This is a genomic window from Rhodococcus sp. ACPA4, assembly GCF_002300185.1.
GTDB lineage: Bacteria > Actinomycetota > Actinomycetes > Mycobacteriales > Mycobacteriaceae > Rhodococcus_F > Rhodococcus_F globerula.
In genome coordinates, this window is sequence record NZ_NSDY01000001.1 from 3,080,870 (window position 1) to 3,105,632 (window position 24,763).

The window sequence follows — 24,763 nt, forward strand, 5'->3', positions numbered from 1 at the left end:
TCCGACTCCTTGCTCCGCGCCCAGTTGGACAGGGAGGAGTTCGAAGCGTCTCAGGAGGGTCTCGACCGTGACGTATCGAGGTCGGATGAGGACTTCACGGGGCCAGGATCGCGAAGTCGCGGTACTACGGTGCGTACCGCACGGGCGGATCTGTCGACGCATGCGCGCGGGGTGGAGAACATGAACGAGGCCTTGCACCCACGACAGGATTGATGTCCGGTATCGCTCTGCGGCAGGGGTGTTGGCATCGGCGATCACCTCCGCCCATGGATCTCGAACATCACCCTTTATCCAGCGGCGCGAACCGCCGCGACCAACCCCGTAACAATGAGTGCCAGCAAGAGAACGACGAGCAGCACTGGCCCGAGGATGAGCGCAAGGACAAGCAGGACGATGAGAGTGACTTTCGTTTTTGCGCTCAGTCCGCGCCGCAACGGATGTGTATCTCTCCGTTGCACATGTCGCGTTTGTCGCGAGACCGCACCGCTGAACGAGGAGGTGCGTCTCGTGTTGCACTGGTAGCGATTCGGCTGCTCGTATTCTGTTGTCCACTCATACTTTTCGCCCACTCACAGGTACTCGCACCAGTCGCCTCACCTTCGCACCACTGATGTACCCCGGTAGCAAACTTCGAAAGAGGGGTGGGTCAATGTTTGAAGGCGTCCCTGAACTTTCGTCCCGCCTGTTTGAGCTTGTCGCCGGTCTGTTTTGCCTGGCCTTTGGCCTGTTCAGACCTTCCCTCGGCCTCCATCTTTTCGTTTCCCAAGCTCTTGCCGACGGTCTTCTTGATGACCCCCTCGGCGGTTTCTGCCTTGTGCCTGATTCTCTTCACGATGCTCATGGCGGTTCCTTCTTCTCGATGATCGTCGGTCGAACGGGTTTCGCCAGGCGCCTCCGCCGGAACGTACATGAAGACGATGATCATGTTGGCCTCCCGGCCAGAGAGTAATGCCCAGTCAACGCGGCATTCCGTTGCGCGTCAACACCGTAGATCGAAGCAATGAACCGAGAACGGTGGGCCATAGGTGAGAAGCTCGCGACACGAGCGAATGACGACGGCCCGACCACTCGAAGGTGCGCGCTTACATACGCGATTGGGTTGACTTCGCGGCGAGATCGCGTCCAATCCAGTTGGCTGACAAAAGAACCTGCGGCGACAGTGCGTCCAGGTCCGGAAAAGCGGAGACTGGAGACAGGAGGTCATCATGCGTGTGCTCCGTGGTTTGTTCGACGCGCTGCTAGGGATCGTCATGGCTGTGCTCGGCACAGTGCTCGGAATCCTTGCGACCGTGGTGTGGCTTGTCGGTGCCGTACTGTGCGTGACGGTGATTCTGATTCCTCTGGGGATCCCCGTCATCAGGCTCGGTCGCCGACTCTTCACTCTTGCGAGGCAGCTGATGCACCTTCCGTAGCCCTGCCCACACGATTTCCACAAATTGTGTTCATCCTGTGCGATCCCGACGATCATCACCGAATCATCTCGGCAACAGGCAACCACCGCATGAAGTTGTCGGGTTCAGAGGGGCGCGGAAAATTGAGAAAGGGTCTGGATTCATGCCTACTCCCACGTCCGTCGATGTCGACGGCACATAACCAGCGACCGCGAGACCAAACTACCCACCAATCAGACTGTGCACCAACAATATCCGAACTTAGGTGTGCAACGTACGGTCGTTCATCGCTATGGACAGCTTATGCCCGACTGAACAGCTCGATGCCCGACGCCAAGGCCGGCGAGAAGGTCAGATGGGCACTCACGACGCCTGCCTGAACATCACATCCGGCCACCACATCGGTAGACGTGCTTGCCCGATCAACAGCAACGGCCCCTTGGCATTTCGACCTGCCGCTTGCCTCAACGCCCAGGGAGATCACTTCCGACACCTGGACGACCTACACCCGTACTCCCTTCGATCCTGCGCTCCCGGCTCGGGTGACGACCATTACCCGAGCCGGCAACGTCAGTGATACGGACATTCCGAGCCTGTGGTGGGTGTGCGAAATAGACCCGAACCCGTGTTCGTCGTTCAACCAATCGACGACACCGCACTTCGTGACTTTCGCCCTGGCGAAATACCCGTGTCGGTAGTCACTGCGGTTTCGGTTCGCGTCGCGCAAGACCGCGCCCCATTCCCAGTGCAGCTGTGGCGAGACCTAGAACGCAGACAAGCGCTCCCACAACCACATTGGACCAGATCATGGAAGTGCTGGTATCGACACCCGCAACGATCCAAGGCGAGACGATCAGCCAAATCCCGAGTAACGGTGCAACGAATGTCATGCCGTGGGTGCGGCCGTAAGCGGATCCGAAAGCCACCGCAAGCAACCCGATCGCAGCACCACAGATCAAGTTAGTGACACTGAGGTTGGTTTGAGCGGTGAAGCCGATGATCCACGCGGACGCCGCCGCATACAGTCCGGACAGCAACATCAACCCCTCGACGACTTGGGCGGTTGGTTGTTCGGCGGCCTGATCGTAGCGCTCGCGCAGTGCAATGATGTCAGGGTGAGTGTGCATCGGTGCGTGGGTAGATGATGACATGTGATTCATCTCCTCGACCGGACCGGAGGGCAAAGATTGCCCTGCCGACCCGTATGTATGTATGGCAGGGGTACAGACGCTTTCCGATTCGGTCGTCACCGGGTTGCCTGGCGAATTCGAGCATTGTCGGTGCCGCCGAAATCGGTGAGTGCACTGGACCACCACATACGTACCCAATCGGGCGTCTGCCAAGCAACAATCGAAGCAAATAATCGAGAAGATGACAGTGCTCGGAGCCTTGCATGCCGAACGGGAGACCAGGGCACGTTCCGGCGTCGGAAACGTGCGCTGATCTCCCGTTCGGTGGTGCTATTGCTTGGTCGGACTACCGCTTCGCTGCGTGATGCGCTGCGATGTAGCCGTAAACCAGTCCCTGGCCGATCGTCGCGCCCGCGCCCGGGTAGGAGTGGCCGAACGCATTCGCGGCGGTGTTGCCGATCGCGTACAGCCCGTCGATGGAGCTGCCGTCCTCGCGCAGGACTCGAGCATGGTCGTCGGCGCGCACGCCGCCGCACGTGCCGAGGTCACTCAATGTCATCTTCACCGCGTAGAGGGCGTTCTTGTCGAGCGGCCTCAGGTTCGGGTTCGGGGACACTGTCGGGTCACCGTAGTACCGGTCGTATGCGCTTCCGCCGCGGCCGAATTCGCCGTCACTACCGGCTGCTGCGGCATCGTTGAACTTCTGGAACGCCTCAGCGAACGCATCTTCGGGAAGACCGGCCTTACGGGCGAGTTCGGTCGGGCTGCTCGCCTGATGCGCGATACCCTCCTCGAAGAACGACGGCGGAAGGGGCTGGCGCGGGAAGATGCCGCCGGCGAACACGTAGCTGTTGCGGTACTCCTGGTCGAAGACGATCCACATGGATTCTGCGGGGTCGCCCGCCTTCTCCCGGTCGAGCACACACTGACCGAACGTCATGTAGTCGGTGGCCTCGTTGACGAAGCGTCGACCGGTGTGGTCGACGATGAACGAGCCAGGCAGCGCACGCTCGGCGAGCATCACCATCGGTGGTCGTCCCTTGATGCTCGCGACCGCCGGGAACCACCACGACTGGTCCATCAAGCCGATGTCTGCGCCCAGTTCCTGCGCGACCTCGATAGCCTCGCCGGTGTTGCCCTCGGCGCCGAGGCTCTCGTGCTCACCGAGGCTCTCCGACTGGTACTTGTGGCGCCACTCCATGTTGTGATCGAAGCCGCCGGCGGCCAGCACGACACCGCGCCGGGCCGTCACAGTCACCTCACGTCCGTCTTGCACGACTACTGCACCGGTTACGCGGTCACCTTCGGTGATCAGCCGAACCAACGACGTTTCCGTCCACACCGGAATACCTGCCTGGACCACACCGGCAAACAGACCGGCGGCCAGCGCCTGACCGCCCGCAATGTATTCACGCTTGAGGACGTACTTACCGAAAACGCCCTGCGACAAGCGGCGGATGATGCGCGGGAAAGCCTTGGTGGGCTTCTTCGCCATCAGGTTCATCCACTTGTAGTCCGCACCGGTCACCGGCATCGGCAGTCCGGCTTCCATCAACCCGGGGCGCAGACGGCCGCGTTCCTCTCCCAGCACCGAAGCGTCGAACGGCTGGCACTCGCAGGTGCGGCCTGCAGCGCTACCGCCCGGCAGTTCGGGGTGGTAGTCGGAGTATTCCTTGGCCCAGAAGAACTTCATGGGCGTCGTGCGGGAGAGCATGTCGATCGTGGCGCCACCATGGTCGACAAATGCCTCGCCACGTTCGGCTGGTGCCGTATCACCGACCACCGCACGCACATACGTCTTCGCGCGCTCAACGGTGTCGCCCGCATTGGCAGCTGCAAGTACCGGGTTGGCAGGCATCCAGAACGCCCCACCGGACCGCGCCGTCGAACCGCCCACGTACTGCGTCTTCTCCACGATCAGCGTGGACAAGCCGAGCTCGTTTGCGGTGAGGGCGGCAGCCATGCCGGTACCGGACCCGATTACCAGCAGGTCGACTGTGATGTCGTCGGCCCGTGTCGCGGGGGGTGCCTGATTCTTAGCCATTGAACAAATCCCTTCACGTGGTTTATCGAGGTAGAACGCTAGGGCAGGCGCAGCGCGAGATGGTCCGGATGCCCAGTCAGCGGGATTTTTTACGCGGATTGTTGGCGCGTTGCGGCCGTCACAGCCGAATCACGACCTGCATGTCAGCGCTTTTCGTACCTGATCCCGAGAGCAAGAATGATCGTGACGACACACATAGCCACGAGCATCGCGCAGACAGCACCGAGCGCGGCAACCGTCGGTGTCGACGTTCCGGGAACCACGAGAGATGCGAGTAGAACTGTCGTAATCGACGTTCCGACGGCCATCGCTGCAGTTCGCACAACCGACTGACTACCGACGGTCTCGCTGGTGCTGTGTTCGGGAACGAATTCCACGAGGAGATTCGACAACGCCGTGTATGCAAAGGCCGTTGCGATCGAGACGACCACGATCAGCATTGTCATTCCGACCACTGAACCGTGGAACACGAGAAAACCGGAACATGCCCCGAGGAACAATGCGGTTCCGATCAGCAACGCGGTGCGTGCGCCGACCGACGCTGCCAATTTTCCGGCGAGCGGTGTGAACAACATGCCGACCATCGCGCCGATGAACGACAGGAGACCGGCGGTGGTGGGTGAAAGCCCGAGCCCGAACGGTGAGGTTTTCGGAGATTGCATGATGATCGGAATGAGCATGGTGACCACACCGATGGGACCGAGCCCGAGAGCGATCGTGCTGAGCATGGTCAAAGCGATGTTGCGTTCAGCAAGCAAGCGCAAGTTGACAATTGGGGATGCGCAGTTCAACTCCCACCTCACCCACCAGGCAAAGATGACGGCGCCGACGACCAGGAGGCTGAGTACCCGAAGATCGTCCCAGCCCCACGACTTTCCTTGCGTGAGCCCCAACAAGATGGACGCCACTGCGACGGCTAGCGCCACTGCCCCAGCGAAATCAACGGGCTGTCGATGGTAAGTCCGACGGCGCCACGGCAATACAACTTCGACCAAGATGATGCAGACGACGGCGTAGGCGGCAGTGACGACAAAGATGTACCGCCAATCGCCGAGGTCGATGATCACACCCGCAACGACCAGCGATGCCGCACCGGCGGCAATGGCAGATCCGGCGATCAGCGCAACAGCCATCGCAACCTTCTCCACGGGCAGATGCTCGCGGGCCAAACCGATGCACAGCGGCAGAATCGCCCCCGCGACGCCTTGGATGGCACGCCCGATAATGATGCCCTCGAGCGTTCCGACCGCCATGCTCACAATCGAGCCGACTGTGGCGAATGCCAGTACGACCATCAGCACGCGTTCGCGCCCGTACATATCTCCGAGCCTGCCGCATACTGCGGCAGAGGATGCCGCGACCAGCAGGAACGCGGTGACGGACCATCCCACAGCCGAAGCGTCGGCGTCGAAGATCTCGGCGAAAGTCGGCAGCGCCGCATACATCATCGAAGTCTCGAATGCGCTGATCACCTCGACCGTGATCAGCACGGTCAGTATGAGCCAAACCGGTCGGGACCGTTCGTATCGACGTTCGGCGTAGCCTGCCAGCGGCCTAGTTGGTCTCACCGTTGTCCGCATTCATGCTCCTCTTGGGTCGATATCGCTCGAAAACGGTAACAATGTGACTCTTGATACAACTTTTCCATTCCGATCAGTGAGACTGCCTCGAAGGTGTATACGTCTCGTGCGCGAACGTACCCATTCTGCAGCGGAACAACCGCTCGGATGTGTCGAAGAGTTCGGTCGGCGGCATTACCCGATCCCTTCGCGCTAGCACCGACCAGCACCGATGCTCACGCGTCGTAGGAGTCGTAGAGTCGCGGGCAGAGATCAAGGAGGCGATGACGTTGAGCGCACAGTTCGATGACGAGACGACGACCAATCCCGACAACGAGTCACAGTCGCATAATCCCGCTGACGAACATTCATCCGGCGAGGTAATCACGCCCACCAAACGTGACCGTGAACTGTCCGAATTGGTGGACGGTCTCGAAGAACGTATCGCCGCCGAGCGCGAGGCGGCGGCGGTGCCCGGCAATGCCGCCGAACGGAAACGCACGACACGGACCGATCCCGACGACAAGGCACCGGACTGACTCCACCGCAACACATTCGCCCTGCGGGGAAATTGGGCAACGTTAACCCGGGAGGTGAGGTTTCACCGCCTGCCGTCGAGTGTGAACAAACGGAACACGGTCCGCATGCACAGAACGACTCCTACGAAGCCCAGTACCGCACTCACGAGTGCGTAGCCCGACAGCTGAGGTGTGAGTTGTGGTCCGCCAGGTACGAACAGCAGGATCGCCGCGACAATCAGCGCGGTAACTCCAGCCGCCATTCCCAGGGCGTTGTTCGCCGACCGTCGGAGCCATCGTCTGTCGTCGGGGTGTGCGACAGAACGGGTGCGGAGAGTGAAACTTCCCGACGCGAGGGAGGTTGCGATCTGGTCGAGCTGACCAGGAAGACGCCTGACCACCGCGGTTGTGACCGCCGTCGTCGACAGGATTGCCTGCGCGGCTGCAGTCGGGCTGGCGACCTGGGTCAACAGTCGGGGTACTTCGGCTCGAACAGCAGCGACGAGGTCGATCTGCGGATCCAGGAGCCGGAGGGCGCGCTCCAATGACGCGAGTGAACGGAATGCGGCGGCAACGTCTCCCGGCACTCCTATTCGATGATCTCGAAGCACGGTGAACATTCGCGCGAACGATGCCATGGAAACATTGGGTTGAACACTGAGCAGGGTGATCTCGCGGCCCACCTGGTGTCGCAGCGCTCCGCGTTCCACATCGGCCGGTACGTCGAATGCCATCAACATCGCGTCGACAGTTGCCACCGGATCACCTGCGAGGGCGGCGTTGAGGAGCACGGCGAACAAGATCCGTGTCTCGCCGTCCAGAACACCCACTGCGCCGAAGTCGAGGAGCCCGACCCGGCCGTCATCGAGGATCATGATGTTTCCGGGGTGCAGGTCCGCGTGGAACACCCCGTGGACAAAGATCCCGTCGAGTAGTGACGCAAGAAGTTCGTTGGCAATGCTGCTGCGGGTGTCGCGATCGAGGCCGGTGAGCGCGGCCTCACCGTCGGAAAGCGGTGTGCCGTGAAGACGTTCCATCACGAGCACCCGTCCGCTACTGAGGTCGAGGTAGACGTGCGGAACGACGATTTCCGGGCGGTTCGCCATGGTGGAGGCAATCGCGCCGGTATTCGCTGCCTCGGTACGGTAGTCGAGCTCTTCGAGCAGCGACGTGACGAGCCCGCCGGCGAGTCGGTGAACGCCGATATCGCGTGCCCAGGGAAAACGGGTCTCCGCGAGGGATGAAACGCGAAGGAAGATATCGCAATCCACGCTCACTTGTGCGCTCGCATCGGGGCGTTGAACCTTCACCACGACGTCGACGCCTTCAGTGGAGCGCGCGGAATGTACCTGTGCGACAGAGGCAGCGGCGAATGGTTCCACTTCGAACGACGCGAACACCGCTTCGGGGACGTCGCCGAGTTCCGATGCCAGCAGCCCTGCAATGCGGTCAGGATCGGCCGGCCGAGCCGAACTTTGGAGCGTCGAGAGAGCGCGAGCGAGCTCGGGTGGCACGAGGTCGTCTCGTGTGCCGAGGATCTGTCCCAACTTGACGAAAGTGACTCCGCATCGGTTGACGATCTCCACCAGCGCGTCCCCGAACTGAGGTGCGGACGGTCCGGCGCGGAGAGCCGACCCACCTCCCGCTCGCATGAAGATACCCACGATCTGGGCGTACCGCTTTGTTCGGCGCCACGATTTTCGGCTGCGCCGCAGTGCTTCTGGCACACCGGGTACGGACCCCGTAGGAATGACAACTTCAAGGAAGACCAACGCGGCCAGGCACGCCGCGAAAACCCAGAGCGCGGCGACTCCGAAGAAGGTGAGCGCAATTCCCTCGCTCACCAGTAGTTGACCGTCCGGGCTCGCAATTCCGTCGAGCGTTGCGACGTAGCTCGCCAGCGAAACACCCACCGAGAGCGCTATCACCGAGACCACCAGTGTTCGCGGCCACCCGACTTTCGCCCCCAGCGTTCGTCGCATGGCGACCGCGAGTGCTGCGGCAAGAATCGGCGTCGCGATAATCCAGACGATCAAGTCCATGGCGGTAGCGTAGAGGTTCACCACCTGCGTTTCATCCGGGAAAACCCCGAGTCCACCAAGTTCGAATTAAGGTGCCGGCGGCGTCGATTCCACCCGCGCCAATACCGGAAGGCTCGGGTACCGAATCGATCGGCCTCACTGCGACACGGGCACTTTAAGCTGATCTCGTGACGACACACTCCGGCTCCGCAATCGTTGACGAAACGCTCGGCACTTTTGTCCGCGGGCATCACATCTTGTCCGACGGCGTGCGATTGGACGACGACTACTTCAGTCTGACCCGCAACATCGACGGGCGGGACGTTGGATTCATCGCCCACTCCGTCGACTCCGACGCCGTACGCGGCATGCTCCCCCGCTTGCACCATGTCTTCGATCAACTCCAACGCCTCCATCGCCAGGCCGCCGAAGCGGTCGTCTACGAGTTCAGCGAGGACCCTACTTCCACGGAAGAACTCGACGACGCACTACGAGACCTGGCACTCGACGCAGTGGAGGTATTTCCCGACAACGAAGTCGTCCTTGATCTGGCAGATACGTGCGGTTCACACTTCATGGACGGATACTGGCCGGCGGTCCGATTCAACGGCGACGACAACGTCGTCAAGGTAACTGTCGAATCCTGAGGGCGACTCGGAACGTCGGAAAAAGTTGGCGTTCACTCGAAATAGGACGCATAGTCGCTGAAAGGAACCTGGCCGGTAGGGCTCGACGTTATCGCGTCGGCAACCGCCGAAGGAATGGGAGCCCACTGGGCAGGCATCGCAGCCGCCAGGGAGGGCTTCAATATGTAGAGCAGCGCAAAGTTCAAAGTTCACTATCCAAAGCGGCGGCGCCATCGACATACCGACCTCTGAACTCGCACCTCCCTTGGTGTTGGTCACCAGTTGCGCTGTGCCCGACATCTGTTGCGATGCAAAGCCATAGACCGCTTGCACTGTGTACGCCGACTGATAGAGCGCAACCAGGGTTTGTGTTGCGCCGTTGTTCCTCATCCATGTGCCCACAAATCCGCCTGGAGCGATCAAGGAGTTCACCTGCCTCGTCGGCGCGTCCGCGTTGGCCGGACTCTCCAGCAGCCCAATGGAATTCACGTACAGCCCGTAGCTGGCCAGAACCGACGACGTGACGTTGCCGTCGTTTGTGGAATAGAGGGGACGCCCGTTTGTATTGGTGAGGATCCGGGCGCATTCGTCGATAATCTCGGCGGCCTCGCGACTGCCGCCGACCCCACCGCCCGTGACGAGGTCGCGATACTGCTGCTCCGACAACGCATCCTCGCTGTCGAGCCCGATCTGGGCGGCAATCTCGTCCGCCGCTTGCTGACCGAGTGGCTGGTTGAGCTGATCCGGGCTGGTCATCTGCGGCGGTGCCAGGTGCTCGTAGCCAGGGGCCCCGGAAAACGGGATCGCGAACCCGGTGTCGACGGTTCCTGCGGCCGGTTCGCTGCTGGCAGTCTGGGGAACTGCCAGAGAAACGAGGCAGGCTCCGACCAGTGCCAGCACCGAGACGCCCTTGCGGCGGGCTCGCACTCCGCATCGATGTCCCGAACTCGTCAAACCTATGCCATACATGCGGCGACCTCCCAGAACACTGTCGGGCGATTCAACACGAGCGCGCATCTCAGTCAAACGCCGTAACTGACGCTGTGTCAAGGACCACGTCGTCAAGGAGCACGTCGACTCACGCAAGATGCGCGATCGCATAACCCGGACTGCCCGCTGTGCCGCCGTTCTCGGTGGGCGGTAGGTGACGGCACGCACTCCGTTCCCGCCATTCGTCCCATTTCTGGGATAGTCAATACACATTCGGCACAATGGGAACGAGGAATTTTGAGCATTATCGGGAGTATCCCGTCGAAACACGAACACAGAACGCATCGACGACGGCCACCAGTCGATCACCGCTTCCTCGGGTTCGACACACGCGTGTTTCCGCACGCAGTCGCAATTCTGGCCGTGTGGCTGCTGTGGGTTGTGATCGTTCCGGCCATCGATTCCGCTGTGTCGTCGGAAGATCCGACAGTTGCCGGCGACCGCCTGGCTGTGACCGAGTCGGTGTCGTTCACTGTGCCCGCGGGCTGGAATATCAATAGCGGCTTCCTCATCGACCAACGCAGTGCGTCCGGTTCCGTGCCGAGGGTGGAATTGACCGGTGGCAGCGTGAGTTTCGTCGTCGACGCTGACGACTTCACCGGCACCGCCGACGAACTTCTCTCACAGGTCGACGCCGTAAGTCTTGCGACAAACGGAAGCTCTGTACTCGCCATCTCCAGCCCACCGCAGCCAGTCACCACCGATGGTGGCTTGACCGGCGTCCAGATTCGCTTCGATACGCCCCGCGCCGCGGGTTCGATGGCGACTTTTGTCGTCGGTGACAAGGGAATTCGGGTGCAAGTGGTCGGTCCGCCCGACCAGATTGCAAGTCACAGTCAAGAAATCGCCGATATGATCGCGTCATTCGGCACCACTGAGGGAGATACCAAGTGAGCGCCGACCTGCTCGAGACACGCTCCCAAGCACTAGAGGCGACGGCGTGGGGCGAGAAGTTCCGGTTTATCCAGCCGCGCAACGTCGTGTTCTGGATATACCTGTGGATGTGCGGCGTCGGCGTGGTCAAAGCCTGGCAGATGTTCGCGCCCTATTCGGGATACTTCGGGCAAGCACTCCTTGTCGCCGGCGTCGTCTCCGTCATCAGTGCTGCGGTGTGGACATGGTGGTTCCGGCACATCGACCGGTACGAACGCCAACCCGTGGGATTGGTACTCACCGGCTTCGTCTGGGGAGCCTCCGCGGCGACGTTCACCATCGCGATCTCCGGTAACTCCGCACTCGGTTCGCTCTACTCGAAGCTGTTCGGACAGGTTTGGGCGGAGGATTGGCATGCCGGACTCTCGGCGCCGTTCGTGGAGGAAACCGCGAAAGGCATCGGCATTGTTGTCCTCCTCGCTCTTGCGCCGCGACTGGTCCGCACCGCAACCGACGGACTGCTACTCGGCGCGTTCATCGGCCTGGGATTTCAAACCAGCGAGGACTTCTTGTACTCGGTTGTCGGTGCGACGCAAGGTTTCGGCGCGCACCAGACCGACGGGCTGATCGGTTCCATTGCGCTTCGCGCATACTCCGACATCGTTTCGCATCCTCTCTTCACCGCACTGTTCTGTGCCGGAGTCATTTATCTGATCGGCACCCCGGCACAACCTCGCAGAATCAGACGCGGGTTGGCGTTGATCGTGGCCCCGATTCTGATTCACGGCGTATGGGACTCGATGCTGGCACTCGCCGGCGGCAACTCATCCATCGTGTTGGTCGTCATGGTCGGCGACATCATCTTCGCCTTGACGGCATTGTGGATCGCATTTGTCTGGGCGCACCCACGCGAGTCCCATTTCGTCCGTGATGTTCTCGCTCCGGAAATCGAATCCGGAGTGTTGACCGACGACGAAGTTACTGCTGCCGGTGGGTGGCGACAACAGCGCGCTTACGTCAGAGCTGCACAGACCCGTGCCGAGCGACGCCAACGACGTCATATCGTTCGCGCTGCATTGGATCTGTGTGGGGACCTCGCTGTCAGCAAGGGTCTCGACAGTCCCGAAGTTGTCGAAGCACGCAACGAGATCACTCGCCTCCGACACGGAATTGCCGCAGGCTCGCAGTCCTCGGTGGGGACTAGCTCCGCGTAAGAACGGCGGGTTGTGCCGCAACAATCTGGGCGCCTGATCGATCACATTGATCAGGCGCCCAGCTCTATCCGCAGGCAGGACCACTGATGTTCTCAATGATGTTCCCTACCAAGTGGATAGCTCCGACGTACACCGAACTCGGCGGCTCGGTAATACCTTGTCCATTCACCGGGACGTAGAAAGACAAATACTCGTCGAGATAGGCCATCGACTCCGACCCCGTCCCGGTCTCCGACATCGACCCCACAGTCGAGCGCTGCCTTGCTACTGTCCGGACCGCAACATCGAATTCGCTGACACGCGTGCATGTACTACCCGAGGTCGGCCGCAACACTAACCACACCAAGGAGACCCGATGACCGATATCACCGCGCTGGTCCACTCACTCCTCGAACGAGTGCAAATACTCGAAGACGAGATTGCGATCCAGAAACTCGTGACGGCATACGGTCCCGCCGTCGACGCCGGAGAGGCGGACAAGGTCGGTGCGATGTGGACTGAGGATGCGGTGTACGACATCGATATTCGTACCCTGAACGGTCGCGCCGAGATCGCCGAGATGGTCCGCACCACACCCCACCAGGACTACATCAACACCGGTTGCGGCCATATTCTCGCCCCGCTCAACATCGTCGTCGACGGAGACAAGGCTACTGCGACGGGCCATTCCCAATTGCTACGGCGCAACGAAGGCGAGGATTCCTTCCGCGTGTGGCGTGTCGCGGCGAACCGGTTCGATCTCGTCAAGACGGAGGGCGAGTGGAAGATCAAGCAGCGCACGACCCGGCTACTCGACGGAAGTTCTCCCGCGCGCGACCTGCTTGCCCGAGCCGGCAACTGATCAAAATTCTCGGCTGTCAAAGATAGCGTCGCCACAATGACTGGCACCGCGCTGAGCGGGCGCGTGAAAAGCCTGTCGACGGGTAATGTCCATGCGATGGCTACAGATCCGGCAAGGTCATGGTGGGAGCGATGCAACGACGGCGTCCGCAGCATGCACGAAACCGGCTGGGGCGAGAACACTTCGGTGCTCTCGCGAGAGATCTGCGAACTACTCGACGATGTCGACGAGCAATTCGCCCTCACCGGCGCACACACTCCTGAGTGGCCGAACCCGTACAAGGATGGTCCCGATCGGGCCGAGGCAGACTACGAGCGTTCCACCAACCCGGAGAAGTACCTGATCGTGGTCGCGAGAGTGCAGGCGTGGACAACGGTTCTCCTCGACCGGGGCTGGGCGCGAGAAGCATCACCTGTGCAGTGGGCGCTTCGCCCTTTCGATTCCGGCGGAGCCGACACCGTTCTCGAACCTACCGCCGACGGCGCCGTCCCACTGATTTTGACTACGCACACTCCGGTGGACTCCAACCATCCGTTCAACATCTCGATCAGCGCAGGCGATCCGGCGGTGTGCTTGGCATCGATTCCCGACTGTGCCTGCGACGGGTGTGACAGCGGGTCCGCCACACTGCTCGAGGAAATCGACACATGGGTGCTGTCTGTCGTCGACGGCTCGCTCCACGTCGACGTTGCCGGTAATTACTCCTCAGTTCGCACATCCTTTGGTACCCGAGGCAGCACGGTCCAGAATCTCGACGAACCTACAGAATTCACAGCCGCACCGTGGCCCGCGAACTGGACGGCACGCCCGCTGGCGTCCCAGATCAGGACTGCGCACCCCGAACCCCCATTCCCGCGAACGGTGTTCGGAACTGCTGCCCGGGAGGGCTTCCGTCGACTCTTACGCAAGCCTGGCGTTGCGGGTGCATCGCAAACCTACTGGCGCACAGACGAATAGAAACGGAAGATGACCCACCTCGAGTTCGTGGCTCTGGCCCCGGCCCGAATCAGGGTTATTGCATGCGCCCGGATATCGAACACTTCGGCCAGTCCACAGAAGCATGGTCCAATCGCGAACTTCACGCGCGCCTGGGAAGCCTGCGCGGCGCAGGTTTCATCGTCAGCCGAGAAAGCGAAACCAGCATCCCTAGTGGCTTGACCAATTCTCATGCAGCCCAGCATGAATCGCGGCTGACGAAGATCCGTCTCGCTCCACGCGACTCACGGCGGGCAGGCTGTTCAAGTAACGGGAGATTACAAGCCCTGTTCACGTCGGGGTGATGGTGGTGTAGTGGATAGGTGGGGGAACCCGACATGAGGAGCAGACAATGGCCAAGGCATTCAGGGGCGTGGTCAACCTCGACATACGAGACTCCGTCCCGGACTGGGGCCCGTACGAGCAGCCTAAAGCACCGCCAGGCTCACCGAACGTGCTGTACATCGTCCTCGACGACGTCGGATTCGGCGCGCTCGGCTGTTACGGAGGCCCGATTGAGACGCCGAAGATCGACAAGATCGCAGCACGCGGACTGCGCTACGGGCAGTGGCACACCACAGCCCTGTGCTCGCCGACTCGGTCCTGCCTACTGACGGGCCGTAATCACACAACCAACGGGATGGCCTGCATCAGTGAAGCGGCCATCGGATTTCCGAGCGCAAACGGGCACATTCCACCGCAGTGCGCCACCCTCGCCGAGGTCCTCGTCGAGCAGGGTTTCAGCACTGCAATGGTAGGCAAGTGGCACCTGTGCGCCGAGGACGAGATGAATCTCGCTTCCACCAAACATAATTGGCCGATCGGCCGCGGCTTCGACCGCTTCTACGGCTTCCTCGGCGCCGAGACCAACCAGTGGTATCCCGACCTGATCCACGACAACCACCCCGTCCAGCAACCGGCCACACCGGAGGAGGGCTACCACTTCAGCGTCGACATCACCGACAAAGCTATTCAGTACTTCGACGACGTCAAGGCAATCGCTCCCGAACGGCCGGTTTTCCTCTACTACGCCCCGGGGTGCGCGCACGCCCCGCACCAAGTACCGCGTGAGTGGGCCGACCGCTATCGGGGCCGGTTCGACGACGGCTACGAGGCGATGCGCGAGCAGATCCTGGCCCGGCAGAAGGAAATGGGCCTTGTCCCCGCCGACACCGAGCTACCGCCCCTCAATCCGATCGGCACTCCCGACTCGCGCACCGGCCCAGACGGACAGCCATTCCCACCACTGGATTTCACACGCCCCTGGGATACCCTCTCCGCCGACGAGAAGCGACTGTTCGCCCGGATGGCAGAGGTATATGCGGGTTTCTTGTCCCACTGCGACAACCAGATCGGCCGACTACTGGACTACCTCGAACAGGTCGAGCAACTCGACAACACCATCATCATGCTGGTCTCCGACAACGGCGCCAGTGGCGAGGGGGGTCCGAACGGCTCGGTAAACGAGAACAAAATCGCTAATGGCGTGCCGGACGATCTTGCTGAAAACCTCTCCATGCTGGACGAACTCGGGAGTACCAAGACCTACAACCACTACCCGAACGGGTGGGCGATGGGCTTCAATGCCCCGTTCAAGATGTGGAAGCGATACTCGTTCAACGGCGGAACCTGCGACCCGTGCATCATCTCGTGGCCGGCCGGGATTGCCGCCCGAGGGGAAACCCGTGATCAGTACCACCACGCCATCGATCTGGTTCCGACCGTGTTGGACTGCCTCGGACTCGAACTGCCCGACGCCGTGAAGGGTTACACCCAGCATCCGTTGCAGGGCGTGAGCATGCGCTACAGCTTCGACGCTGCCACCATCCCGACAGCCAAACACACTCAGTTCTACTCGATGCTCGGCACCCGAGGCATCTGGCACGACGGCTGGAAGGCCGTCACCACCCACCCGGCGATCAGTGGCTGGGGCCGGTTCCCCGAGGACACTTGGGAGCTCTACCACACCCAGATCGACAGATCCGAGCTGCACGACCTCGCCGCCGAGGAGCCCGGGAGGCTCGCCGAGCTGGTGGGCCTGTGGTTCCACGAAGCCGGCGCCAACCAGGCATTTCCGCTCGACGACCGCTCGGCTGTCGAGATCCTCACCACCCCTCGCCCGCAGCTTGCGGCTCCGCGTAACCGCTACATCTACCGGGCGGGTGGCGCCGAGGTCCCCGAGTCCGTTGCCGTCAACATTCGCAATCGCTCCTACTCGATCGGCGCGTTGGTCGATCTCCCGAACCCAGGGGCATCCGGGGTGCTCTTCTCGCACGGCAGCCGCTTCGGCGGCCACTCCCTCTATGTCAAGGACAACCGCCTGCACTACGTCTACAACTTCCTCGGCAGCGAACAGCAGCGGATTGTCGCCGGCGAGGATCTGCCGACCGGCGAGAACCTGATCCTGGCCGCCACCTTCGACAAAGACGGTGAGGATCCGCCCGGCACGGCCCACGGCACCCTCGGCCTGTTCTACGGTGACCGGAAGGTCGGCGAGGGCCGAATCCGAACTCAGCCAGGCAAGTTCAGCATCGCAGGCGAAGGTCTCAGTGCCGGCCGCGCCATCGGGGAACCCGTCACCGACGACTACCCGGGCACCGCACCGTGGGCGTTCACCGGCGGCTCCCTGAACCGGATCGTCGTAGACGTCAGTGGAGAACCCTACGTCGACCTCGAACGCGAAGCCGCGGCCATGCTTTCCCGCGAATAGCAGGACCATCGTGTGGTGGCAACATCGAGGAGGAATCAGGTTATGCCCGAACACGTTCGATCCGATCTGGACACCGGCGGACAGATCGGTGATCCGCTCCCCAGCTGGCACGAGGGTCCGAGTAAGCAAGCAATCCTGGAGTTCGTCGGGCGGGTGACGGATCCCGGAGGTCCGGGGGCCGTCCCCGCCGAAGAGCGAATCGCGGTGTTCGACAACGACGGAACGCTGTGGTGTGAGAAACCGATGCCCATTCAGCTCGACTTCATCCTGCGCCGCCTCGTGGTCATGACTGAGGTGGATCCCGCTCTGGGCACCCGCCAACCGTGGCTCGCCGCCGTCACCCGCGACTACGGCTGGTTCAGCAGTGTCATCACCGGTCACTACCACGGCGACAACAGTGGGGTGAAGGTGTTCGCCAAAGGGGTGCTGATGGCGTACACCGACATCACCGTGGAAGAATTCGAGAAGCTGGCTGACCAATTCTTGCGCACGACAGACCATCCCACCCTAGGACGTACCTATCTGACGTGTGGCTACGTGCCGATGATCGAGTTGCTCCGGTACCTCGAGACGAACGAGTTCCACAACTACATCGTCTCCGGTGGTGGGCGTGACTTCATGCGGCCGATCAGCCTGGACGTGTACGGGGTGCCCCGTCAGCGAGTCATCGGTAGCAGCGCGTCGCTGGTATGGAAGGCCGACGGCCGCGGCGGCACGCTCGTCCATAAACCCGCATTGGACGTATTGGTCGACGGCCCCGAGAAGCCGGTCCGAATCTGGAGCCGTATCGGGAGACGGCCGCTCCTCGCCGCGGGGAACAGCAACGGCGATATCCCGATGTTGCAGTTCTCGGAGCGAGCGGACCTCCCATCGTTGCAAATACTTGTACAGCACGATGATTCACGTCGCGAGTTCGCATATCGGGAGGGCGCCGAGCAGGCATTCGATCTCGCGGATGCCCGGGGTTGGACCATAGCGAGCATCGAGAACGACTGGAGTGCCGTGTTCCCGAGCTGACCGTAGGGCGCTCAACGGCATAGTTCAGTAGTCGATATCGCCGTTGCGGTTGAAGAACTTTCCGGTGGGTCCACCGGTGCCTAGTTGGGCCAACATCACCGTCGCATCAGTGCCTTCGGTGATGGTCTGGTGTCCACGGTGGCCGTTGAAGTCGGTACTGGTGTAGCCCGGATCGCTGGCATTGATCCGAAATTCCGGCAGGTTCTTCGCGTATTGGAGAGTCAAAGCGATCACAGCCGCCTTCGAGCTCGCGTACGGCACGGCCCGCACAAAGTGCTCATCGGTACCGGGGGTGGCCAGCGAGCGGGCGAAGCCGACTCCGGATGCGACATTGACGATCACCGGATTCGACGAGCGTCGCAACAACGGAAGCGCGGCCTGCGTAAGACGCACGACACCAAGGACATTCGTGTCGAATACTTCCTGCATGGCGTCGACGTCGAGGTCGTCGACGCTGAAAGACCTGCCGAGGACGCCAGCGTTGTTTACCAGAACGTCGAGCTCGGGCAGCTGCGCGAGCGCCGCATCGATGCTGCGCTGATCCGTGACGTCGAGTTGGACGGGGTGAGCGCCGAGGTTCTGCACCTCGGCAGCTGAAGCCAGGTCCCGCATCCCGGCATAGACGGTGTGGCCGGCGTCGATGAGCCGTCGCGCGGTCTCCAGTCCGAGGCTGCGGTTGGCTCCTGAAATAAGTGTCGTAGTCATGTCCACAACGCTCGCTCAACTTCGGTGCGCGCACCAGGCACCGATCGACGGTGGGACCAGCAGTACTACCCACTGCGCGCCCACAGCGAGCAGGATGAGGGCATGGACGAGTTCGCAAGTGTGCTGCGCGCCTGGCGTGACCGTGTGCAGCCTGAGCACGTCGGTCTGCCACCAGGTACAGGTCGGCGTGCCCGAGGGCTTCGCCGGGAAGAGCTCGCGATGCTCGCCGGAGTCAGCGTCGACTACATCGTGCGCCTCGAGCAAGGCCGGGCAACCAATCCCTCGGCGCAACTGCTCGGCGCGCTCGCGCGGGCATTGCGCCTGACCGACGAAGAGCGCGACCACCTGTATCGAGTCGCCGGAGTCGCTACTCCGACGCCTGCCTCATTGCCGCGCCACGTGGGTCCGAGCGTCCAGCGGATCGTGGACCGTCTCGGCGACGTGCCGGTCGGCGTCTTCAGCGCCGCGCATGACCTCCTGTTGTGGAATCCGCTCTGGGCAGCACTGCTCGGCGATCCCTCACTGTTGGCCGGGTTTCAGCACAATCTTGTCTGGCGGGTTTTCACCGAGGAGAACACACGTGTCACTCATACCGCCGTCGGAGAAGACGAATTCAGAGCGGATCTGGTCGCGGACTTGAGATCCGCAGTGGGGCGCTATCCCGACGACGCACCGCTCAGGGACCTCGTCGACCGCCTCCTTTCCGAATCCGACGAGTTTGCAGCGCATTGGGAGCAAGCACACGTAGCCCTGCACCGGTCCAGCCGAAAGACAGTGCATACCCGCACTGTTGGCGACATCACCGTTGACTGCGATGTTCTCAGCGCGCCCGGTAGCGGCGACCTGCGGATCGTCGTCTACACAGTCGCGCCCGGATCCGCCGACGCAGCCAAGCTTGATCTGCTTCGTGTCGCCGGATTGCAGGACCTGACGCATCACTGACGAACACGGCGACACACTCATACGTAGGACAGCACATTACCCCTGAGGTAATCGACGCGGCGCCGTTGCTCCTGCAACACTCGATTCCAGAGCGAACCCAGCTGAACGTTACTGAGAGACAAACGATTAGTTATACACGCGCTCCTCCGAGAGGCAGGAACCAGACATGACTGAAAGCTACGTAGTTGGCATCCTCAACAACGTCGCCATGGGAGACGACATCACCGAATACCTCCAACGCATCGACAGCACCCTCACACCGTTCGAGGGCCGCTTCATCATCCACGGAGGCTTGCCTGACGTCCGCGAGGGACAGTGGTCAGGCGATCTCATCATCCTCCGATTCCCCACGTCCGCTGCGGCCCAACACTGGTATACATCGGACGCCTACCAAGCTATCGCTCCGCTTCGAATCAATAACTCGACTGGCACCGTGGCCTTTTTCGAAGGCGTAAACCAAAACCACCGAGCAACCGACATCCTGATCTGACCGAATCTCAAACCTATTCCCCTGCAGACTTACTCGAGTTCCCCGAGCCGCACTCGATGCAAATCGAATGTGCCCGATATGCCTATTGATTCGAATAGACGTTCGAGTATAATTGGGTCAAGGGTGGGGAGGCCTTGATGACTACGGTGAACGATTTTGTTTCGGTGGAGGATGTTGTAGCCGGTTCCGCGACGGGTGTGCGTGGCAGGTTGTGGCGATTGCGACCGGCCGAGGTTCGCGACGTTGCTGTTTCCGTTTCTGCGGAAATTCTTCGACTGGAGACGATTCGGGTTGCCGCAGTAGATGCGTTGGCGCTCAACCCGGACGAGCAGGTGCTCTGCTACCGCGGCGTGGGGCGGTGGTTGGCGGCGAACACGATGCTGCAGAACGCGGCCGGTAACAAGATCGCCGCCCTCGGTGCCGCACTGCGGGCATTCCCGGACATTACTGCCCAATTCGAGGCCGGCGATCTCTCGCTCGATCATGCGGCAATGATCGTCGCGTTCTGTGAATCTCCACCAAAAGGAATGCCGGACAGGGCGTTGCCTTCCTGTATGAAGACTCTGTTGGCTGCCGCATCCGGGGTGGAGGCGACCACCATCAAACTCCGCTACGCGATTGCAGTTCTGGAGCGGATATTCGAATCTGACGAGATCCCGCCTGGTGAGGACGACGACCTCAACGTCTTGCGGATTTCGCCGACGCTCAACGGGCGGGTCGCGATCAAGGGTGATTTCGACGCGTTGACCGGCGAAATGCTGTTGTCGGCTCTCTCGGGTTTGTCGATGCCGAAACCAGCAGCGGACGGAACCCCGGATCAGCGATCAGCTGCCAAACGAACCGCCGACGCCTTCACTGAACTGATCCGCCGGTATCTCGACAATGCAATGACCGGTGTTGATGGTGGTCAGCGTCCGCATGTGAACGTGCACATCACCGCGAAAGACCTTGCCGAGCATCGGGAATGCGCGACCATGCGCAGCAATACCGCATCGGATGATGGCGAGTTCTACGGCAGTGCCTTCGATGACGATGAGCCTGATGTCGAGGATCTTGATGTGGGGTACATGCCGTGGATGGGGCCGCTCAGTGTGAGCCTGACCCGGATGCTCGCCTGCGATTGCATGCTCTCCACCGTCCTGATGGGCGGCAACGGCGCACCGCTCGATGCAACGCCGCACAAACGCCTCGTCACACCGGAACAACGTACGGCGCTGATCGCCCGGGACAAAGGCTGCGCCTTCCCTAACTGTGATGCCGTACCGGCGTGGTGCGACGCGCACCATATAAAACCCTGGTCAGTGGGCGGTCCGACGGTGATGGACAACCTCACCCTCCTCTGCCGTAACCACCACCGGTTGATCCACAGCACCAGCGGATTCCGCGGCATCTGGGAAATCAAAATGGGCGATGATCACAAACCGTGGTTCATCCCACCAGCCGCGATTGACCCAAAACAACGACGCCGCCGCTCCACCACCCGCCAAGGCCCAGTGCATCGAGACTGAATCCGGCTCTGCCGGAACTGCATACCGTGTGAGAGCTTCGCATCACCAGCCAGACGATGCGAAGCCCACACGCATGTCCCGCGCCAGAAACATGTCTTCGTCGCCATAATCCTAGAGATCGAGCTACCGTGCGGAGATGAACGTAAAGGCTCACATCCTCGCTGAACGTCGGGAGCTGGTCACACTACTCGAGACCCTGAGCCCTGATCAATGGTCAACGCCGTCACTCTGCGGACACTGGTCGGTGCGCGACGTTGCGATACATGTGTCGATGGATTCCGTTACGATGCCTCGCTATTTCCTTGCAGCGCTGCACAATCTATCCGCTAACCGTGTCAACGAACGCTACGTCACCGCGCAGAATGACGTGCCGACAGACATCCTCGTCGATCGTCTCGCAGCTTCCGCGACCACGAGTTGGTTCGCAAGATATGCCCCACGCCTCACCCTTTCCGACCATGTTGTGCACCAGCAGGACATCAGGCGACCGCTCGGGTTACCTCGAACGATCGATCCGGAGCGTCTACGACTCGTACTCGATCGACCCGATCCCTTTGCACAGCCGCGTCGATTCACCAAGGGCCTCCGGTTCACTGCTTCCGATCTCCCTTGGGAACGCGGCACCGGACCAGAAGTCCACGGGCGAGCGGAGGCGCTGGCCCTCGCAATGGTCGGGAGGGCATCGGTGCTCGACGATCTTGACGGCGATGGCGTTGATGTTCTCCGCGCCCGCATGTTTCACGACGGCAACTGACGCTTCAACACCAATGAAGCGTGCTTCAGTCGGCGATAGCGGTGGCATACTCCGGTCGCCCGGTGGGCCGGTAAACCTGAATTGTCACGCCCTTTGACGTGACTTGCGAGTCGACCAGGTCCAGTGCGATATCCGGTCCCGACTCGGGGAATAGCCGCGTGCCCTGGCCGATGATCATGGGATAGATGAGCAGGGTGATCTCGTCGACGAGCCGGTTGTCGAACAGCCGGCGAACGAGGTTGCCGCTGCCGTGTACCTGCAACTCACCGCCAGGCTTGGCCTTCAGCTCGCGGATGGCCGTCACAAGGTCGCCGGAGAGTACGGTCGTATTCGCCCAACCCGGTTCGGTGAGCGTGGTCGATGCCACGTACTTGGGCCGCGTGTTCAATGCCGTTGCAATGGGGTTACCCGAATCTTCCATCACTCCCCAGTACCCGGCGAAGATCTCATAGGTTCGCCGTCCGAACAGGAAGGCGTCGGCGCGCTGGTAGACGTCATTGACGAACGTCGTACCCTCGATGTCTTTGCCGAACAGTGGCAGCGCCCATCCGCCACGCTCGAATCCGCCTCTGCGGTCTTCATCCGCCCCGCCGAGCCCCTGCATAACGCCGTCGAGGGAGACATTAGTGATGGTCGTCAGTTTCATGGCCGCAATTCCCTTCTCCACCATCGAGTGTTCACGGGCATCCTCGAATATCACTGACCTCAGCTTGCTCGGACGTGGTCCAGGGCGTCAATCTGCGACGAGTTGCATCCCGTTGATCGCCCGTCCGGCGCCCCGCTCTCGCTGCCGTCCGATGACATAGCGGCCTGGCGCGATTCCAGTGGCGCCATGCTCTGGGTGGATGAGATAAGCAGTCCCGTGGGCGTCGAGGATGCCCAGAGCAAGACCCCGGGAATCTCTCACCGGCGACGACCACGTGCACACACCTTCGTCGGCGACCAGGCTGTGCGGATTCCCGCCCGCCGCACTGCGTAGCAACTCCACTCCGGAGAGTGGTACGTTCACCGACCTCGTCCACGCTGCGGGCGTGACGATATCGGAGACAAGCGAATACGGGACCACGATGAGATCACCTTGTGCCTGCAAGCCGTCGACGACGGGTATGGATACTTCTCGGTCGAGATAGTCGAAGACATCGAGGCCCGTGATGGCAGTGAGCGCGGACAAAGTCATGGTCGAATTCATATGAGTCACCTGGGAGTTCATAGTTTGATGTTCGGAATTGAAGTTCAGGGGTTGGGTCAGGTCCGACGAACGAGTCGGGCGTAGTCGACGCCGGCTATGCCGTAGGTCCAGCCTGCAGCGTCCAGGGCTGACGAGAACCATCCGGGGACGTAGAGCCCGTAACGACGACGACGTCCGTCGCGTTCAGGAGAGCCGTTGACTGCAAGCAGAATTCGACCACCACGTCCCCAGCCGTCGGGCGATGCATAGAGTTGTAGCGTGTGCCCGGCATTGCCGGGATCATCAGCTTGGTCCACTAGTGCGAGTCCAGCGGTATCGATGTAGGTGTCCCATCCGATGCGCTCGATCGCACAGCGACGGATCTCGATATTCCGTTCGGCTGCAATACGTTCGACCGTCGGATCGAGAACTACCCAGCTGGGAACAATTGTCCCATGCTGAACATAGACGCCGTGTCCGTCGCCGAATTCAATTGCTGCAGAGTCTGAATCATGCAATCGACGTTCGTTGTGCACTCGGCCCGGTATGGGTTCGACCCGCAGGACGGTAGGCCTTTCCGACATGACGCACACGGTGTCGAACGCCCACCACCATCCGGTTGCACCAGCCAGAGCGGTGTGAATGTCGAGTAGTTCGTCATCGTCGGAACGGAAAGAAGCAAGACCGCATCGACGGTATGCGTCGTAGTAGGCGATTCGATGAGCTTCCTGCTGTCCGTACCACGTCACGCTTCCCGGGACGGGAGTCGACATCGTCCGTATCGCAGCCGCAACCCCGTCGAATAGCGTGGTGTGCAACGAGTCCCAGACAGCTGCTCTCATGATCCGATCGGGGCTGATTCCCAGCCGAACCGCATCCTCGGGAGACTGAGTACGTGCAGTGTCGATCCCCCAGCGTTCGTTCGGCAAGTCTGATCTTCGACGCTCGATGTGCGCATCCATACGGCCGCGTAAGTCCGAAAACATGCTCGCAATGCGGGCGGAAGCGCAGCGAAGTCGGTTGCTGTCCAACGACATCGACAAGCCTTCGGCCACAATCAGATCTGATCCAGCTGGGGGCGACGGAACCCAGAGGAACTCCGGTTCCGGAAATCCTGATCGCCGATACAGTTGCGCGACAGCCCATTCTGCAGTGTCGCGGTCGGAGGGGCGTGCGCAGAGACCGTGTTCCAGCCACTCGTTCCGCACAGCATCAACGTTGCTGGTGAATGATGCTCGGTGTCGCGACACCGAGTACATCGGCGCGGCGCTCACGCGATGGTGGCGG

22 protein-coding genes and 1 pseudogene are annotated in these 24,763 nt (G+C 61.4%); 13 read left to right on the forward strand and 10 right to left on the reverse strand.

Going from position 1 to position 24,763, the window contains the following annotated elements:
- Positions 1 to 646: 646 nt before the first annotated feature.
- The gene (locus tag CJ178_RS13980) at positions 647 to 841 is read right to left on the reverse strand and encodes a CsbD family protein (RefSeq protein WP_033231811.1); all 195 of its coding nucleotides are present in this window, start codon (positions 839 to 841) and stop codon (positions 647 to 649) included.
- Between the two features lie 364 nt (positions 842 to 1,205).
- Between CJ178_RS13980 and CJ178_RS13985 the strand changes: the two genes are divergently transcribed.
- On the forward strand, positions 1,206 to 1,412 hold the full coding sequence (locus tag CJ178_RS13985) for a hypothetical protein (RefSeq protein WP_033231614.1): 207 nt from the start codon (positions 1,206 to 1,208) through the stop codon (positions 1,410 to 1,412).
- Positions 1,413 to 2,089: 677 nt separating this feature from the next.
- On the opposite strand, the gene CJ178_RS13995 is transcribed toward CJ178_RS13985, so the two are convergent.
- The 3 genes from CJ178_RS13995 to CJ178_RS14005 form a co-directional block, all read right to left on the reverse strand.
- Positions 2,090 to 2,542 (reverse strand): SPW repeat protein, encoded by a 453-nt coding sequence (locus CJ178_RS13995; RefSeq protein WP_174557321.1) that lies wholly within the window; start codon positions 2,540 to 2,542, stop codon positions 2,090 to 2,092.
- Between the two features lie 325 nt (positions 2,543 to 2,867).
- Positions 2,868 to 4,565 (reverse strand): 3-ketosteroid-delta-1-dehydrogenase, encoded by a 1,698-nt coding sequence (locus CJ178_RS14000; protein WP_033231617.1) that lies wholly within the window; start codon positions 4,563 to 4,565, stop codon positions 2,868 to 2,870.
- A gap of 143 nt (positions 4,566 to 4,708) precedes the next feature.
- On the reverse strand, positions 4,709 to 6,145 hold the full coding sequence (locus CJ178_RS14005) for an MFS transporter (protein WP_095886958.1): 1,437 nt from the start codon (positions 6,143 to 6,145) through the stop codon (positions 4,709 to 4,711).
- Positions 6,146 to 6,408: 263 nt separating this feature from the next.
- Here CJ178_RS14005 and CJ178_RS14010 point away from each other — a divergent pair, with 263 nt between their 5' ends.
- Entirely contained in the window at positions 6,409 to 6,663 is a 255-nt protein-coding gene (locus tag CJ178_RS14010) for a hypothetical protein (protein ID WP_106939700.1), read from the forward strand.
- Between the two features lie 62 nt (positions 6,664 to 6,725).
- Here the strand turns inward: CJ178_RS14010 and CJ178_RS14015 are convergent, their stop codons facing one another.
- On the reverse strand, positions 6,726 to 8,684 hold the full coding sequence (locus CJ178_RS14015; RefSeq protein ID WP_245006101.1) for an ABC1 kinase family protein: 1,959 nt from the start codon (positions 8,682 to 8,684) through the stop codon (positions 6,726 to 6,728).
- 167 nt (positions 8,685 to 8,851) lie between these two features.
- Here CJ178_RS14015 and CJ178_RS14020 point away from each other — a divergent pair, with 167 nt between their 5' ends.
- A complete protein-coding gene (locus tag CJ178_RS14020) occupies positions 8,852 to 9,310 on the forward strand; it encodes a hypothetical protein (RefSeq protein ID WP_052683332.1) in 459 nt (152 codons plus the stop codon).
- A gap of 32 nt (positions 9,311 to 9,342) precedes the next feature.
- Here CJ178_RS14020 and CJ178_RS14025 read toward each other — a convergent pair.
- Positions 9,343 to 10,258 (reverse strand): annotated as a pseudogene (locus CJ178_RS14025) (hypothetical protein).
- A 354-nt stretch (positions 10,259 to 10,612) separates the two neighbouring features.
- On the opposite strand from CJ178_RS14025, the gene CJ178_RS14030 reads away from it, so the two are divergent.
- The 6 genes from CJ178_RS14030 (at position 10,613) to CJ178_RS14055 (ending at position 17,909) form a co-directional block, all read left to right on the forward strand.
- The gene (locus CJ178_RS14030; RefSeq protein WP_239654614.1) at positions 10,613 to 11,173 is read left to right on the forward strand and encodes a hypothetical protein; all 561 of its coding nucleotides are present in this window, start codon (positions 10,613 to 10,615) and stop codon (positions 11,171 to 11,173) included.
- Complete coding sequence (locus CJ178_RS14035) at positions 11,170 to 12,366, forward strand: PrsW family intramembrane metalloprotease (protein ID WP_045064445.1); 1,197 nt, start codon at positions 11,170 to 11,172, stop codon at positions 12,364 to 12,366. Before CJ178_RS14030 ends, CJ178_RS14035 begins: the two co-directional genes overlap by 4 nt.
- 355 nt (positions 12,367 to 12,721) lie before the next feature.
- Complete coding sequence (locus CJ178_RS14040; RefSeq protein WP_033231622.1) at positions 12,722 to 13,207, forward strand: nuclear transport factor 2 family protein; 486 nt, start codon at positions 12,722 to 12,724, stop codon at positions 13,205 to 13,207.
- Between the two features lie 36 nt (positions 13,208 to 13,243).
- Positions 13,244 to 14,164, forward strand: a complete 921-nt coding sequence (locus CJ178_RS14045; protein ID WP_239654615.1) for a DUF6226 family protein — start codon at positions 13,244 to 13,246, stop codon at positions 14,162 to 14,164.
- A 370-nt stretch (positions 14,165 to 14,534) separates the two neighbouring features.
- Entirely contained in the window at positions 14,535 to 16,892 is a 2,358-nt protein-coding gene (locus tag CJ178_RS14050) for an arylsulfatase (protein ID WP_045064446.1), read from the forward strand.
- Between the two features lie 42 nt (positions 16,893 to 16,934).
- On the forward strand, positions 16,935 to 17,909 hold the full coding sequence (locus CJ178_RS14055) for an HAD family hydrolase (protein WP_045064448.1): 975 nt from the start codon (positions 16,935 to 16,937) through the stop codon (positions 17,907 to 17,909).
- A gap of 24 nt (positions 17,910 to 17,933) precedes the next feature.
- Here the strand turns inward: CJ178_RS14055 and CJ178_RS14060 are convergent, their stop codons facing one another.
- Positions 17,934 to 18,614, reverse strand: a complete 681-nt coding sequence (locus tag CJ178_RS14060) for an SDR family NAD(P)-dependent oxidoreductase (RefSeq protein ID WP_045066654.1) — start codon at positions 18,612 to 18,614, stop codon at positions 17,934 to 17,936.
- A 102-nt stretch (positions 18,615 to 18,716) separates the two neighbouring features.
- Here CJ178_RS14060 and CJ178_RS14065 point away from each other — a divergent pair, with 102 nt between their 5' ends.
- The 4 genes from CJ178_RS14065 (at position 18,717) to CJ178_RS14080 (ending at position 22,308) form a co-directional block, all read left to right on the forward strand.
- Positions 18,717 to 19,556, forward strand: coding sequence for a helix-turn-helix domain-containing protein (locus CJ178_RS14065; RefSeq protein WP_045064449.1), 840 nt, complete (start codon positions 18,717 to 18,719; stop codon positions 19,554 to 19,556).
- Between the two features lie 166 nt (positions 19,557 to 19,722).
- The gene (locus tag CJ178_RS14070) at positions 19,723 to 20,046 is read left to right on the forward strand and encodes a DUF1330 domain-containing protein (RefSeq protein ID WP_033231625.1); all 324 of its coding nucleotides are present in this window, start codon (positions 19,723 to 19,725) and stop codon (positions 20,044 to 20,046) included.
- 137 nt (positions 20,047 to 20,183) lie between these two features.
- Positions 20,184 to 21,554, forward strand: a complete 1,371-nt coding sequence (locus CJ178_RS14075; RefSeq protein WP_095886959.1) for an HNH endonuclease signature motif containing protein — start codon at positions 20,184 to 20,186, stop codon at positions 21,552 to 21,554.
- A 136-nt stretch (positions 21,555 to 21,690) separates the two neighbouring features.
- Entirely contained in the window at positions 21,691 to 22,308 is a 618-nt protein-coding gene (locus CJ178_RS14080) for a maleylpyruvate isomerase family mycothiol-dependent enzyme (RefSeq protein ID WP_033231627.1), read from the forward strand.
- Positions 22,309 to 22,333: 25 nt separating this feature from the next.
- On the opposite strand, the gene CJ178_RS14085 is transcribed toward CJ178_RS14080, so the two are convergent.
- From CJ178_RS14085 to CJ178_RS14095, 3 genes are read right to left on the reverse strand one after another with little or no spacing between them, the layout of a single operon-like run.
- Positions 22,334 to 23,008: a dihydrofolate reductase family protein gene (locus tag CJ178_RS14085; RefSeq protein ID WP_257013147.1), complete on the reverse strand. Its 675-nt coding sequence runs from the start codon at positions 23,006 to 23,008 to the stop codon at positions 22,334 to 22,336.
- 33 nt (positions 23,009 to 23,041) lie between these two features.
- On the reverse strand, positions 23,042 to 23,497 hold the full coding sequence (locus CJ178_RS14090; RefSeq protein WP_095886960.1) for a hypothetical protein: 456 nt from the start codon (positions 23,495 to 23,497) through the stop codon (positions 23,042 to 23,044).
- 56 nt (positions 23,498 to 23,553) lie between these two features.
- Positions 23,554 to 24,750: a DUF6745 domain-containing protein gene (locus tag CJ178_RS14095; RefSeq protein WP_095886961.1), complete on the reverse strand. Its 1,197-nt coding sequence runs from the start codon at positions 24,748 to 24,750 to the stop codon at positions 23,554 to 23,556.
- Positions 24,751 to 24,763: the final 13 nt, after the last annotated feature.